General features: G+C 46.8%; 13 protein-coding genes. 4 read left to right on the top strand and 9 right to left on the bottom strand.

Going from position 1 to position 15,666, the window contains the following annotated elements; all coding sequences use genetic code 11:
- The 3 genes from tnpA to BMZ71_RS06575 all read right to left on the bottom strand — a co-directional run.
- Positions 1–229: IS200/IS605 family transposase (gene tnpA / locus BMZ71_RS06585; RefSeq protein WP_143071397.1), on the bottom strand; the 229-nt coding region annotated here is incomplete at its 3' end.
- A 217-nt stretch (positions 230–446) separates the two neighbouring features.
- Positions 447–944, bottom strand: coding sequence for a hypothetical protein (locus tag BMZ71_RS06580; protein ID WP_086988837.1), 498 nt, complete (start codon positions 942–944; stop codon positions 447–449).
- A 296-nt stretch (positions 945–1,240) separates the two neighbouring features.
- Positions 1,241–2,377 carry a M20 family metallopeptidase gene (locus BMZ71_RS06575; RefSeq protein WP_177187524.1) on the bottom strand — a complete coding sequence of 379 codons (1,137 nt, stop codon included), beginning with the start codon at positions 2,375–2,377 and terminating at the stop codon, positions 1,241–1,243.
- 274 nt (positions 2,378–2,651) lie between these two features.
- Between BMZ71_RS06575 and BMZ71_RS06570 the strand changes: the two genes are divergently transcribed.
- Entirely contained in the window at positions 2,652–3,470 is an 819-nt protein-coding gene (locus BMZ71_RS06570) for an aldo/keto reductase (protein WP_086988835.1), read from the top strand.
- Positions 3,471–4,085: 615 nt separating this feature from the next.
- Positions 4,086–5,426 carry a DUF1576 domain-containing protein gene (locus BMZ71_RS06565; RefSeq protein ID WP_086988834.1) on the top strand — a complete coding sequence of 447 codons (1,341 nt, stop codon included), beginning with the start codon at positions 4,086–4,088 and terminating at the stop codon, positions 5,424–5,426.
- 84 nt (positions 5,427–5,510) lie between these two features.
- Here BMZ71_RS06565 and BMZ71_RS06560 read toward each other — a convergent pair whose 3' ends face one another.
- Positions 5,511–6,251 carry a sulfite exporter TauE/SafE family protein gene (locus BMZ71_RS06560; RefSeq protein WP_086988833.1) on the bottom strand — a complete coding sequence of 247 codons (741 nt, stop codon included), beginning with the start codon at positions 6,249–6,251 and terminating at the stop codon, positions 5,511–5,513.
- Positions 6,252–6,689: 438 nt separating this feature from the next.
- Between BMZ71_RS06560 and BMZ71_RS06555 the strand changes: the two genes are divergently transcribed.
- Entirely contained in the window at positions 6,690–7,847 is a 1,158-nt protein-coding gene (locus BMZ71_RS06555; RefSeq protein ID WP_086988832.1) for an ROK family transcriptional regulator, read from the top strand.
- A gap of 244 nt (positions 7,848–8,091) precedes the next feature.
- The gene (locus tag BMZ71_RS06550; protein WP_086988831.1) at positions 8,092–9,330 is read left to right on the top strand and encodes an MFS transporter; all 1,239 of its coding nucleotides are present in this window, start codon (positions 8,092–8,094) and stop codon (positions 9,328–9,330) included.
- 412 nt (positions 9,331–9,742) lie between these two features.
- Here the strand turns inward: BMZ71_RS06550 and BMZ71_RS06545 are convergent, their stop codons facing one another.
- From BMZ71_RS06545 to arsB, 5 genes are all read right to left on the bottom strand, one after another.
- On the bottom strand, positions 9,743–10,348 hold the full coding sequence (locus BMZ71_RS06545; protein ID WP_086988830.1) for a TetR/AcrR family transcriptional regulator: 606 nt from the start codon (positions 10,346–10,348) through the stop codon (positions 9,743–9,745).
- A gap of 211 nt (positions 10,349–10,559) precedes the next feature.
- A complete protein-coding gene (locus tag BMZ71_RS06540) occupies positions 10,560–11,258 on the bottom strand; it encodes a zinc metallopeptidase (protein ID WP_068559140.1) in 699 nt (232 codons plus the stop codon).
- A gap of 235 nt (positions 11,259–11,493) precedes the next feature.
- On the bottom strand, positions 11,494–12,693 hold the full coding sequence (locus BMZ71_RS06535) for a MalY/PatB family protein (RefSeq protein ID WP_086988829.1): 1,200 nt from the start codon (positions 12,691–12,693) through the stop codon (positions 11,494–11,496).
- 141 nt (positions 12,694–12,834) lie between these two features.
- Positions 12,835–14,508, bottom strand: coding sequence for an FAD-dependent oxidoreductase (locus BMZ71_RS06530; protein ID WP_086988828.1), 1,674 nt, complete (start codon positions 14,506–14,508; stop codon positions 12,835–12,837).
- A gap of 31 nt (positions 14,509–14,539) precedes the next feature.
- Positions 14,540–15,625 (bottom strand): ACR3 family arsenite efflux transporter, encoded by a 1,086-nt coding sequence (arsB, locus tag BMZ71_RS06525; RefSeq protein ID WP_086988827.1) that lies wholly within the window; start codon positions 15,623–15,625, stop codon positions 14,540–14,542.
- Between the last annotated feature and the right edge of the window lie 41 nt (positions 15,626–15,666).

Raw genomic sequence — 15,666 nt, 5'->3', positions numbered from 1 at the left:
ATGAAACATTTATCTTGGGCGGTATGCTTACCAACATGTGGATGTGATCCACACAGGCGGTCGCTTCGATTATTTCTACACCTTTTCTTTCGCATAACTGCCGAAGTATGACTCCTATATCTTGTTTTATCTTTCCGTAAATTGCTTGCCTCCGGTATTTGGGCGCAAAAACTATGTGATGCTTACAATTCCAAATGGTATGTGCTAAACTATTTTTGTCTTGAGACATATAAAGAATCCTCCTAAGTCATGAATATTGGTTGGCGAACCAAATATATTCTAGCACTTAGCGAGGATTTTTTAATACACCGCTGGAAGCTCTCCGGAACCATGGGCCTAGCCCATGGTTTTCAATTCCACAAGAAAACCATGGAGCTGCCTCGAGGCAGCTCCATGGTTTTTCTTATTATATTCTGTATCGCGACTCCGCGGAACCTACTGCATGATTACATTTCTGAAAGTCTGTCCTTCACGCTCTCGTATTCTTCCGGCGTGATGAGGCCTTCCGCCAATATTTCTTTTAAGCAGTTGATCTCCGCATCCAGATAATCCGGCAAAACGGGTTGCGAATTTGTTGAGGAGTTCTCTTTTTCACCCGGATGCAAGCCTTGGATTTTGTCCAGAACGACATGAAAGTGAGGCTCTTTTTTTGCGGCGGAGTGGGTGGACATTTCCACAAACCAGCCATCAAATTTCATCCTTAATTCCTCTTTTCGCATCTGCGTGTACTGGATGCTGAACACATCCTCTTTATGCTTGTCCTCAGCCTTGGCTTTGGATTTGATCAGATATATTTTTTCATCGGTCACCAATACATATTTTTTCGGATTCTCTTTCATCCCGAAATGAAGGTACTCCCCTTCAGAACAATACTGCTCAGCTAATTGCAGAATAACATCTTGGCACGTTACGGACACAACTGTCTTCTCACCAATTTTCACCATGTTACCACCCCTTCTGCTTAATCCCCCAGAAACATCCAATCACTCATTTGCTCGGCCTGTAGTCTACGCAAATCGGTATCTACGCCTGAAATCCTATACCTTTATTATCGCATCTGGGACAACAAAAGTGCTGTTCTTCCGGTGTGCTTCAGCAAGTATTTCCGCCGCGGAACACTGCCCCATCCAAAAAAACAGCAACGCAGAGGACCGAAAAAGGACCCTCGCGTTGCTGTTTTATTTATAGTTTATCTTGTCTGAATCGTTGCGGCTCACATAATGGAAAGACGATCTGTACTTTAGCAGAACATTTTCCGCCGGCTCATTTCTGCTATGACTGCCGTCAAAAGATCCAAGCGTTGCACAATGGAATCCAGCTCCACATATTCGTGATCGGTATGGAAAGCGCCGCCGATCAGACCGATGCTGCAGACCGTCGGAACACCGACACTGGTTGTGAAGTTGGCGTCGGATACGCCTCCCGATTTCTTGAACGAAACGAACGTGTCAATTTGCTTGCCGACATCCTCGAAGACGCTCCGCAACGCTTTCGCTCCCGGCACATCGACCATAGGCGGACGCTTGCCGATGACTTCGATGTTGATGCCGATCTCCATTTCGGTTGCATGACTCTGCAATTCCTCCAACATATCAAAGAAGGCCGTGACGTCTGCGGGATTTGAGTAACGGTAGTCCAATTCCATCTGGGCGTGCTCGGGGACGACATTCGGTACGCTGCCGCCTTGGATTGTGCCCGCATTGACAGACACACCGGCATCGTAATCAATCAAAGTATTCATGCGAACGATCCAATGAGCCAGTTCGTTGATGGCGCTGCGCCCTTCCTGGGGAGCGTCGCCGGCGTGGGAGGGCCGGCCCTTGAAATGGATCTTCAGTTTTTCGATGCCTTTCCTTTCCTTGATCATCGAACCGTCCGCTGAACTCGGCTCCATGACGAAGGCGAACTTGGACATTTTGGCTTTCTCGATGATCACTTCCCGGGAATAAAAGGAACTGATTTCCTCATCCGGATTGTGGATCACACAGATGTTGAGGCTTTGCTTCAGTTTTCCAGGCAAGTTTTCAAGCAGATAGGCCGTCAACAGGCTGCAGCCTTTCATGTCATAGACGCCAGGCCCATAAAGCCGCTCTCCTTCTATCTTGAAAGGCCGTCTGCTCGCTTCGCCATCCAGGAACACAGTATCAGTGTGGCCGATGAAGAGCAGATCGATGGGTTCGTCTTGAGCATTCGTCGCCACCAATACCGGCCCCACCTCCGGACCGACCGAAACCAGCTCGGTCAGAAAACCTTGCTGTCTATATTTCTCTTCCAAAAACGCCGCCACTTCCCGTGTACCCGCAGGATTTCTGCTGCCACTGTCGATATTGACGATCGTCTCCAATTCACGTAAATACTGATTCCTATCAAAGCTCATGGCCATTCCCCCTTGGCGAAATTATAACATTCACTCCTGTCTAAAATATACCGTTTTTTAAAAGCGTTATCAAATTAACCCTGACATCGATTGTCGCCATACATGACGAAACCAGATCCAATCGCATATTTGCAGACAAATTCCGGAATAATTCTTCCGTATCCCCTATCCATTTCTAAGCTATTTTGAATTTTCGAGCTATATCCTTTTACATCTGCCGCTGACTGCTCTAAACTGAATAATAGTAAACGTTATCATAACAGGAGGTTATTGAATGGCAAACAAAGATGTATTCACTTTTTATAATGGTGTGACGATTCCCTCCATCGGTTTCGGGACATGGCAAATCCCTAACGAAGAAGCCTACGCAGCGGTGACGATGGCTTTGAAGAATGGCTATACGCACATCGATACGGCGCATGCTTATCACAATGAGGAAAATGTCGGAAAAGCGATCCGCGACTTCGGCATTGCCCGCGAAGAAGTGTTCGTGACCAGCAAGCTGCCTGCGCAAGTAAAAGATTTCGACGGCGCCTTGCAGCACTTTGAAGAAACCATGAATAATCTTGGCTTGGATTACTTAGATCTTTACTTAATCCATGCGCCATGGCCATGGGATGAGATCGGCAAGGATTGCACCGAAGGCAACATCCAAGTTTGGAAAGCCATGGAACAGCTCTATGACGAAGGCCGGATCCGCGCAATCGGGGTTTCGAACTTCTCCATCAAAGACTTGCAAGCGATCCTGGACAATTGCGACATCGTCCCGATGGCGAATCAGATTCCTTTCTACATCGGCCGCGACCAAAAAGGACTGCTCGCTTTCTGTCAAACACACAAAATCGTTGTCGAAGCCTATTCACCTTTAGCTACAGGTGCGATTCTGGATAGCCCGGAAATCAAGCAGATGGCTGAAAAATACGGCGTGACGTCGGCGCAATTATCCATCCGTTACTGCTTGGAGAAGGATACCTTGCCTTTACCGAAGTCCACGCACGAAGCGCGCATCATCGAGAATGCGCAGCTTGACTTTAACATTTCGCCGGAAGATGTGGCCGTTCTGGATGCCATGAAAGATGTACGCGCAAAATAAATCATCAAAAAATCCTTGCAATGGACACATTCCATTGCAAGGATTTTTTTATTTTTACAGATGATAATTTTTACGAAAAATAGCAATCCATGCGAGTGCGCTGCTCCGGTGAGGCGCACACTCACCGAAGTTCTTCGGTAACTTCCAGCCGAAACTTCGGCGAGGCTGCGTTCATCGGATGATCCCAGCGGAATGTTGACCGATTTCCTGCGAAGGCACCGTTCACCGGAGTTAGAGTCGATGTATTCGATCATCAGCATACTTCTTCCCCCTAAATGATATTATCCTCTTTCTAAATCGTAGCGGTAAATATCCGAAAGTATACTAATCCGGACTGAAGCTGTTCAAAAGTACGCCTCTTTTGAACAGGTATCTCCTTTTTTACCAAAAATTCAGCACAAATTGTTCCAATTGTGTATTTACTATTGGAATATTAGCGGATTTTAGTAAAATTGAAAATAAATATTGTGAGAGTCGCTTTGGCCTTGTATAATTAAATGTAAGTTAACGTTTACATGATTTTATAAGCTTGAATTTACTTCCTTAAGACAAACAGCAATTTCCATATTTCATTTTCATTAATTAGTTTCAAAACAATAAGATTGGGGGACACTTATGATACAGAAAAGACAGCCTACTATGAGTGGCGCAGAGGAACTCTCCGAGCGATTAAAATACGGTTTATTGGCCGGCTTCGCCTTATTGATGGGCGGAGTGGCTTTCTTATTCAACAGTCCAAGAGAAATTTATGAAGGCAACCTTACCATCTTGGCCTCTCCGGCTAACCTGTTGACGGACTACATGGCTTTGACGAACGTTGGATCGGCATTGTTCAACGTTTCACTGATGACGCTGCAAGCCATCTGGATCGTCCGGATGGCAGATGCAAAGATCAACGGTCCGGTCATAGCCGGTATTTTAACGATTGCGGGATTCGCTTTTTTTGGCAAAAACTTATTCAACTCCATGCCCATCAGCATCGGCGCTTTCACTTATGCAAGGGTCACAAAAGTACCGATACACAAATCTTTGCTGGCCGCCCTTTTCGGAACAGCCTTGGCACCGCTGGTCAGTGAGCTCTCCTTCAACCTAGGCATCGGTCAACCCTATGGTGTGTTTCTGGGGCTGGGCGCCGGTTTTGTTTCCGGCTTCCTGATTCCCCCACTGGCGCATCATTTCGTTACCTTCACAAGAGGATTCAGCCTCTATAACGTCGGCTTCACCTGCGGCATCATCGGAACGGTCTTCATCTCTTTGATGCGCAATTTCGGCTTCGAAATCGAAACGGTAAATATCCTTGCCAGCGGCTATAACGGTCCATTTTCAGTGCTGTTGTATTCACTGTTCAGTTGCATGTTCCTGATTGGCCTGCAGATCAACGGATGGAGCTTCCATGGGCTGAAGCGGATCATGCGCCATTCGGGCCAATTGTCCACCGATTACCTGGAACTTGGCGGTTTAGGTGCGACGCTCATCAATATGGCATTGCTAGGATTCCTGGCTACGACATACATTCTGTTGATGGGTGGAGAAATCAATGGTCCGGTCCTGGGTGGCATCTTTACTGTCATAGGCTTTGGCGCTTTCGGGAAAAACGTCAAGAATGTCTTGCCGATTCTGATCGGGGTCACCCTGATGGGCAGACTTAACTATCAGGACAATCAATCAACAATCGTCCTTATTTCAGCACTGTTCGGAACAACTTTGGCACCGTTGGCCGGCCGATACGGGAACATTGCGGGCATCATCGCCGGAGCCATGCATCTGACGTTAGTCATGAATATCGGTTATCTTCATGGTGGCGTAAACCTCTACAACAATGGATTTTCGGGTGGACTCGTCGCTTCGATACTGGTCCCCATCCTTGAAGCATTCCACCTTCACCGGACCAACCAACGCGCCTTGCGCAGACCAGTCGATCCGGCTGATGAAGTTGAAGTAGATCGCACTAATTAACAGAAATATCCAGTCAGATTTTTTAATCCAGAAAAAAGAGATACCTTACGAGGGGACTAAAGTCCATTCATAAGGTGTCTCTTTTTAAATGAACAGACGCATCGCCGCAATCGCGGTCATGATCATGATGATGCGCTTGTACCACACTTCGTTTATCTTCCGGACGAATCTGATGCCCATCCAACTCCCCAATGCGATAAAAGGAATCATCAGCAACATATACCGTAGTGTTCCCCAAGTGACGGTCCGCCACATAAAGATATGGAATGGCAACTTCACAATATTCATCAGCAGAAAAAACCAAGCCGTCGTTCCGATCATCTTATTCTTGGTGAGATCTTGTGACAGCAAATAGACATTGAAAATGGGTCCTGCGGCATTGCCTACCATCGAAGAAAAACCGCTGACAGCCCCGACCATCCAATGGAAGATTGGATTTTTTGGAAGCGGCAAAACTCTTTTGGCGATCTCTCTGTAAATCAAAAGTCCTAAGCAAATCAATACAACTATGCCCAATAAGGCTTTGAACTGCCTGTCATCAAGATAATTACCCGTGATGGCGCCTATAGCGATACCCATTACGGCGGCAGGCAACAATTTCAGCACATCCCTGAATTTTCCCTGTTTGCCGTACTGAAAGATGGCAATCAAATCCCCCAGCATCAGCATCGGCAACATGATTCCGGCTGACGCCTTCCCGCCGAAAAGAATGGCAACGAGCGCCACCGCCGGAATTGTCGCGCCTTGTATGCCGGTTTTCGAAAAACCGATGATGATTGCCGCAATGATCAGCATCATCCATTCAATCCCATTTAAACCCAACATTCTGATATATGCCCCCTCCCGTGATTCCTTTCATTTTACCGATTTTCTAATTAAATGACAATGACTCAGAGGCCACAATCTAGAAAACGCTTAACCTCTTGACCTCCTTGAAAAAAAGTGCGCGATATTTGGGTTAGGAGGTCATCCAAACCTCGCAATTGCCAGTGAAAAGCGTTAAAATATAACCAAAGACGTATGCCAGCAACGACTGATTCCCTCAACCATCGCTCTTTATTGAGCCCACCCTGTTTTAAACAACTATGTAAACGCATTCACTACTAAGCTTCTGACTTCTATACAAGGTACTCCTGAGTCCAAGCGACTATCCGGAACACATTTTACCTTGCTCCAAAATAGCCCATCCTTGTATTTTTTTCAGATTCGTCATCTTTTTTTGCGCCCAAACCTCAAAAAAATCTGTAAAGGATGTGACACACCATGATCGTCAACCGCAACACCATACGGGAACAAAATGAGACCATCGTTTTGACAGCCATCATCAATCATCCCAATACTTCACGAGCGGCCATCTCTCATGATTCCGGACTCAACAAGGCAACCGTATCTGAAATTGTCAAAAAACTTCTTAAGGAAAAACTTGTCGTCGAACTCGGTACAGGTCAAAGTTCCATCGTTGGTGGGAGAAAACCGGTGTTGTTGAAGGTGAATGCAAATGGTGGATACGCGATGAGTTTGACCATTACACAAACAAAGATTTCTTCCCTCGTCTGCAATCTGCAAGGCAAGATCGTCGCCCAATATGATTTGGTCAGAAAAGTTGAGGCCAGCAATATCATCGACAGCATCGAAGAAGTCGTTCTCTATCATAGGAAGAACCTCAATAAAACACCGTTTCGCTTCGTAGGTATTGTAGTGTCAATCGACGGCTTCCTGCATGAAGATGAGATAGTAGCATCAACTAACAAAATGTTGGAGCATCTGACGGCCAAACATCTGGAAAGCGACGCTATCGACTGTCCGATCTATCTGGAAAATCAGAATAATCTGGCCGTGATTGCCGAAGCGGTATTCGCCCACTCTCCGGGGAACATCATCAGTATCGATCTGGACGAGGGCATCGGCTCCGGAATTTTGTTGCAGAACCGATTGTTCCGCAGCAAAAATAGTCTGGCCGGGAATCTGGGGCACACGATTCTCTATCCATTCGGAAAAGCTTGCGACTGCGGCAAACAGGGGTGCCTGAACCAATATTGCTCAACGGGAGCTTTGGTCGCGGAAATCAGAGACCTGAAGAACGATTCCTCACTTCATTTGACCGACCTGATTGCCCTGTACAAGACAGGCGATGAAGATGCCAAAAATGTAGTGGGACATCTCGTGCTGCATATGGGCGTCGCAATCAGCAATGTCGTCAGCCTGTTCGATCCTGAAAAAGTCTATCTGAATGGCGATCTTTTCCGTGCATTACCGGAATGTGTGACAGAAATCCAAACGGAATTGAACCGAACATCCGGACATAACATTCCGGTAAGTTTGTCCTCACTCGGACAAAATGGAGCTCTTTTGGGCGGAATCGCATTAGCACTCCAGCATTTCTTCCAAGTTCCTCAGCTGCAGCTGCACTTTGAAGAATGAAGTTTCGGATGAATGGAACGCAAATCAAAAAAGAATCAGCCTCTTTCTGACGTCACATCCTCACAGATGTGACGTTTTTTTGACACACTATTGATTTTTGTTAATTATTAATATAACATTTTATATGTAGATACATGTATTCGGTTTCATGAAACGACAGTCCGTATTGTAGGATGCCTTTTCGTTATACGGAAATCTGACAAGAATCATCTTTGACCTATTTGATGTAGAGAGGAATTATCATATGACCTTACGCCACTTTTTATCCTTCTTTTCTGCGGCCTTCTTGATCATGGCCATGTATATTGCCGGGAATGCCGTCGGTTTCTTCGTCGAGCCCATCACTTCGGAATTAGGCTTCACGCGCAGTGCCTTTTCGCTTTACATCAGCCTATCGACTCTGACCGGCGTTTTCGTACTTCCTCTGATTGGACAATTTCTCCCTAAATTTGGGGCAAAGCGCTTGCTTATTGGAGGAGGACTCTGGGTTTCGCTTGGATTTGTGTGGCTGGCATTCGCCACTCGTTTATGGCAATTTTATCTGGGAGGCATCTTCCTCGGTTTGTTCATGATGCCGATCACTATGTTTCTGGCGATTTTGTTGATCAACAATTGGTTTACCGCCAAAAAAGGATTGATGATGGGCTTGTTGAATGCCTCTGGAGGACTTGCGGGAGCTATCATTTCGATGATCATGCCGACATTTCTGGATAACTTCGGTTGGCGCATGGGTTACTTTTTGATTGCAGGACTTTTCGCGCTTCTGACTGTCCCGAACGGACTCTTTTTGCTGGTGGAAAATCCCGGAACTGTAGGCCTGAACGCTTATGGTGACCAACTGCCCGCTTACAACGAAAGCAATCAACCTATACACGATCTATCCATCACTTATGAAGATGCCAGAAAGATGAAACCGTTTTATATCCTGTTCATCGGCATTTTCCTTTCAGCTTTCGGAGGCGGAATGATGCAACATTTACCCGCGCACTTCAGCGGGATGAACTTCACATACGGACAGGTCGGCACATTGTTCTCGCTCGTCATGACCGGTATGATCATTGCCAACATTTCCGTCGGGGCCATCAATGACAAAATCGATTCGACCTTCACGCTTACACTTATTGTTGTCTGCATGCTGATTGCCTTGTTCTTCCTTGCGACAACCCGATCGTTCCTGGCCTTGTCGATCGTCATGTTCATCCTCGCATTCGGGATAGGCGGGCCAGCGGTGTTGACCCCTTTGATCGTGAGCGAAATCTTCGGTATCGCGGATTATCCGCGCATCTGGTCCATCCTCGGCATGGCGCCCTCCATCGGGATGTCCATCTCCGGCCCGCTTTGGGGAGCCGTTTACGACCTGACCGGTTCTTACGCAATCGGCATGTATGTGATGATGGGTCTGGCCATCCTTTACGGCATCTGCTATTTTTTCGCACTGAAAAGAGGCCCCTTAAAACAGCCTCTGAACATAACCAGCATCTAAAGTAATGTATGTAAGAAAAGCTGAACGGGTTCGTTCAGCCCTGAAAGAAATTTAGAAAATCTGTCCGCCTGAGCATCGAAGAGCGCAATAGGACAGATTTATCTAATTTCCGAAGGGCTAACCCGTAAAGCTGGACATCATTTTAGATGCATGAAACATTTTGCGAACTTGTGAAACACCTACGGTGATGCACTTTTGAGTTAAAAAAATTTTATAAATTCCTATCCCATTATAAAACCGCACAGTCATGCGCCTGTACGGTTTTTTTCTATTTTTTCAGTTACTTTCTCAACTGACTATTACTCTTCTTCAAATGGTCCGGTACTTCCTGGACTGCATTCAAATCAAGGTTACCTCTTCCCATGACATTTCCTACTGTCACTAAACGCAAACATACTTCGTTAGATGACGATCACGTTCCTCTGGTTATCTCCACCACACTTTGGGAAATGAAATAATACCCATACTCTCCCATGCGCTCCGGCGCGTCTTTCATACCATTCGTCACCCAAGAGTAGATCATCCCTTGATAGGCGAAGGCAACGGCTGTGATCCAGTGTTCATAAGGAATGACATTTTTTTTCGTCTGGACCTGTTGCTCCAGACGTCCTCTCAGATAGGTGTTGAATTTGAGCGGAAAGGAATAGCTGCTTCTTCCGTTGAAAAGAACGCTGAAGAAGCGTTCATTTTCTTTGATGTAGCTGAAGATGTCCGTGAACGCTTCAACTGTTTTTTGTCTGAACTCCGTTTCCATAGCATCGGACAAAGCCGTTTTCGTGATGGCTTTCCCTCTGTCCTGAAGTTCCTGGATCAGCGCATCGATATTTTTCTCCAATAAATCATGCTTGTCTTCATAGTGCAGATAAAAAGTTCCCCGATTCACTTTTGCACGTTTCGTAAGTTCCCTCACAGTCACTTCTTCGATGGATTTTTCTTCCAACAGTGTTATCAACGCATGCAAAAGATTTTTCTTTGTAGCTAAAACACGTTTGTCTTTAGATTGTTTATCAGGATTCATTATTAGCTCCTATTTTCAGAGTCTGGTCTGGAATTCTTTTCTGATATATACTTCCAAAATGCTAAGATTATTATAGTATAGCAACCCCAAGATAACAAGTGTAACGACTAGTCTCAAAAGGTTCATGGACCTAAAAAAACTGCTCCGGCCCGTTGAAATAGACCTAAGCAGTTTTTCAGGATGAAATTAGGACAATTAGCGTACCTAACGACTAATCGTCATTGTTTCCGCCACCGAAAAGCAAGAGCAGACGGAGCAGTTGCAAGAAACTCATGAAGGCAGCTGCGACATACGTCATGGCAGCTGCGACAAGAACTTTGCGTGCTTTCGGCACTTCTTGTGCATTCAGGATGCCACCATTCGAAAGAATTCTCAAAGCACGCCCGGATGCATTGAATTCGACTGGCAATGTGACCACTTGGAACAGGAAGCTGAACGAGAAGAAAAGAATACCCAAATTGAGGAACGTCTGGTTCATGCCAGAGAAAACACCGATCATGATCATCGGCATGGAAAGTGTCTGACCGAAATTAGCCGCCGGAACCAGAGCGGCACGTAACCGCAACGGAATATAGTTTTTTTGATCCTGGATTGCATGTCCGACTTCATGGGCAGCGACGCCGATGGCCGCGACCGAAGTCGAGTTGGCTGTCGTATCTGAAAGACGCAAAACTTTAGCGCGCGAGTCGTAGTGGTCCGTCAGATCTCCGCGGACGCGTTCGATCCGCACATCATGGATGCCCGATTGTTCGAGGATGAAGCGCGCTGCATCCGTAGCGGTGTATCCGTTTTGGCTTTTCACTTGGTTATAGGTATTGAAGGTACGCTTGACGAATCCCGAAGCAATCATGGAAACCGCGATGCCGAAGATGATCAATATATAGGTGCTATCGAAGAATGGATACAACATGTATCATCAACCTTTCTTTTATTTATTCTACAGTATAGCATCCGATTGTGAAGAAAGGATGAAGGATGCTTAGGTTGGGATAATTTTATAAAATTCTTTAGATATTATTGTTTGCAAAACCGGATTCCGCTTGGACGGAGTAAATCAACTGAAGTGGGAGCAGCGCGCTGCTGTCCGTGGGTTTCCACCAAAACTCTAGGGCTGCCTCGAAAAATCGAGACAGCCCTCAGTTTTTCTATTGATTTTGTGTCCGGTATTTTTTCATGACTGTTACCAAGCGCTCCATCGCTTCCATCAACGTTTTCGTAGGTGCCCCCAGACTGATCCGCTCATATCCTCGACCCTCGTCCCCGAAGATGTAGCCTTCATCCAGGAACACTTGCGCTTCCTGCTCCATGATTTCTTCCAACTGCTTGTGCGACAACCCAAAGGCACTGAAATCCATCCATTGCAGGTAGGTGCCTTCCAGATCGAAGACAGTCACTTCCGGCAGTTCCTTCGCCAAGAACTTCTTCAGCGTCTCATGGTTGTGCCAGATCAAAGCTTTGAACGCCTCCAACCAGTCCTCGGCTGCCGTGTAGGCGATCTCTGTCGCCTTCAAGCCGATAACATTGGTTCCTCCGCCAATGCCGGTCATTTCCATATCCATCTTGAAAGCCGTGTGGAGCTCCGGATTCGAAATGATGACATTGGAATTGCGCAGGCCCGCGATATTGAAGGACTTGCTGGCGGCGGTTGCCGTGATGCAGATGTCCGCAGCTGATTCGGATATGGATGCCATCGGTGTGAAAACATGGCCGGGCATGATCAGATCATGGTGGATTTCATCCGCCAAAATCACAACATCATTGGCGGCACAGATGTCGACGACACGCTCCAATTCCGCTTTGGTCCAGACGCGGCCGACTGGATTATGCGGGTTGCTGAACAGCATCAGCTTTGTATTCGGTTCTTTGGCTTTCTCAGTCAAACCCTCAAAATCAATTTCATAACGATCACCGTTGCGGATCAAAGAATTGTTGATGAGCTTGCGTTTCGTATTTTTGATTGACTTCATGAACGGATAATAGACCGGCCCCATGTAAAGGACACCATCGCCTGGATCGGTATACGCCCGAATAGCGGAATAGAATGCCGCGATGATGCCTGGTGTACAGATGATCCATTCCTTCTTGATTTCCCAAGCATGGCGGTTTCCCATCCAATTGATGATTGCGCGGTAATAGTCTTCGGTCGGCAGATCATAGCCCATTACGGCTGTTTCAATGTATTCCTGCAAACCCTCGACGATTTCCGGCGCTGTCTTTATGTCCAAATCCGCAACAGAAAAAGGAAAAACATCCTTTCCCACATTCGGATTGCTTCTGTACATGGCTGCCCATTTTTCGGACCCTGTATTGCTCCGATTGATGGGTGTTTCGAAATCATACTTCATCTATTCATCCTCCCAACATTTTACTTACTTTTCATTTTATCACTCGTTTTCACAATTGCTACCCCTAATCAGATTTTAATCCAAAGAAAATGGAGAATCCATTTCGGAGATTCTCCATTTTTCTCACATACAATCAAAGACTCACCTTTTAGTTTTTCTCTTCAGCATTATGAGGTAACTTTGATAATTTTTGTTGCCGCCTGAAAGGTTGTAGACTTCCTTGAAGCCTAAATTGATCAGGATATTCTGGGCGGCATTTCCGGTCACACCTTTGTTGCAGTAGGTAACTGTCGGGATATCTTTGGAAAGCTCACCGGCGCGTGCGCGCAGTTCCCCTAGCGGGACGTGGATCGCATCTTGGACGTGGCTCTTCTCGAAGTCTTTGGCGGAACGCGTGTCGATGACCTGGATAGATTCGCCTTTTTGCTGCATTTCGACCAGCCGGGCTGGCGTCATCAAAGGATTTCCGTGTAAGGCGTTATCCAATGCCATGCCTGTATAATGGATAGGATCTTTTGTCGTTGCGAATGGCGGTGCATAGGCTAAATCCAGATGGAACAGGTCTTCCGCTTTCGCCTTGAAAGTGATGGCAGTGGCAAGGACATCGATCCGTTTGTCCACACCTTGCGATCCTAAAACTTGTGCGCCTAAGACTCGTCCGGTGGCTTTATCCGCCAATGCCTTGATGATCAGTTCCTTGCCGCCAAGGTATTCGGCGTGGTCCGGCTTGATGTTGTATAGGACTTCCACGGCATAACCGGCCGCCTTCGCTTCTTTTTCGGTCATGCCCGTCTGGCCAACATGCAGATCGAATACGCGGAAGATGCCGGTACCCAGCACCCCGCGATGTTCCAGATTTCCGCCTGTGATCACATCTCCGGCGATACGTCCCATCTTGTTGGCCGTAGAGCCTAATGGACGGTAAATCGATTTGCCTGTAATGGCGGAGAAGCTTTCGGCCACATCACCGACCGCATATACATCCTGGATGTTCGTCTGCATTTTGCTGTTGACGGCAACTGCACCCGTCGCTCCGATCGTGACGCCGATTTCTTTGGCGAGCTCAGTGTTCGGTCGCACGCCGGCAGCCAGGATGACGATATCCGTTTCGATGGTGGCACCATTTGTCGTCACTACTTTTTTGACGGTCCCCTTACCTTCGATGGTCTTGACCGTATCCCCGAGGTGCAAATGCACCCCGTTGGCCATCAGCACTTCTTCCACCCGGAAAGCCATATCCGCGTCCATCGACGGCATCACTTGATTTTCCAGCTGCACGATAGTAACATCCCAGCCTTTATGCACGAGCTGTTCGGTCATTTCCAGACCGATGAACCCGGCACCGATGAGCAGCGCTTTTTTAGGTTGGTTCGTTTCCGAGTAACTTTCAATCTCACGAAGGTCCTGGATATTGCGGACGTGGAAGGCATTATCGTATTCAGCCTGATCGAACGGTGGAGGCGTCAGCGGAGCCGCACCTGTCGCGAAAACCAACACATCATAAGCGTCCTCTTTGACTTCGCCGGTCTTCAGATCTTTAACTTGAATCATTTTGGCTTCATGATCTACTTTCGTCACTCTGTGTTCTGTAAAGATGGAGACATCATATCTCTTTTTGAACCATTTCGCATCTCGTGGTGTCAGGCGATCCACTGAATCGACTTCCCCGCCAATTTTGTAGGGGATCCCGCAGACAGAATAGGAAATGTCCTTTCCTTGGTCATAGACGACAATCTCCGCTTCCTCTGTGTTTCTGCGCGCTTTGGCTGCAACGGAGGTGCCCGCCGCTACCGAACCGATTACGATGATTTTCATAATTCATTCTCCTTTTCAGTTAAAAGATGGCTTATTTTACCGCCTTTACAGGATTCACTGCACTATTTTCTTTTTCCGGAAACCAATGTCTTGTTGAATTGGCGATTTTTACCAAAATCAGCATCACCGGCACTTCAGTCAAGACACCCACAACCGTCGCCAATGCTGCTGGAGAATCCATTCCGAACAACGCGATGGCAACCGCCACCGATAATTCAAAAAAGTTCGATGCGCCGATCATCCCGGCTGGTGCGGCGATTGCGTGTGGAAGCTTCAAGGCCTTGCTTGCAAGATAGGCAATGAAGAAGATCAGGAATGTCTGCAGGATCAAAGGTACTGCGATCATCAAAATGTGCAACGGGTTCTCCAGGATGACCTCTCCTTGGAAAGAGAACAACAAGACCAGCATCAACAACAACCCCGCTGTAGTCGCGCCATCAAATTTCGAAAGAAAATCCTTCTCGAAATAAGCGACGCCTTTTTTCTTTGTGACGAAGATCCGCGTCAAGACTCCTCCAACCAAGGGAATCACAACGAACAAGATAACGGACAGAATCAAGGTATCCCAAGGCACCGTTACATTGCTGACACCTAGAAGAAATTTGACGATCGGAACGAAGGCAACCAGAATGATCAGATCATTGGTCGCAACCTGAACGACAGTGTACGCTGGGTTTCCTTTTGTTAATTGGCTCCAGACAAACACCATCGCTGTACAAGGTGCAGCTCCCAAGAGAATCGCACCAGCTAAGTACTCCGTCGCCAACTCGGGCGTAATGAAATTCTTGAAGACGACAAAGAAGAAAAACGCGGAAATGGCGTACATGCTGAACGGTTTGATCAACCAGTTCACTACCCATGTGACATAGAGTCCTTTCGGATTTTTTCCGACATCCCGGACACTTTGGAAATCCACCTTCATCATCATCGGATAGATCATGACCCAGATCAACACGGCCGTCGGGATCGAGACGTTTGCATATTCGAATTTCCCGAAGAATTCAGGTATGGCGGGCAGATATTTACCGATCAAAACCCCCACCACCATACAACTGGCTACCCAGACACTCAGATACTTATTGAAGAACGAGATGCTTGTTTGCTCTTTTCCACTCATTTTATTATACCCCCATTTATTGTTTTACGCTCTTTACAGCT

It is taken from the genome of Trichococcus flocculiformis, assembly GCF_900113645.1.
Classification (GTDB): Bacteria; Bacillota; Bacilli; order Lactobacillales; family Aerococcaceae; genus Trichococcus; species Trichococcus flocculiformis.
Note: the sequence above shows the minus strand (reverse complement) of the source record. Positions and strands in the feature narration are given on the sequence as shown.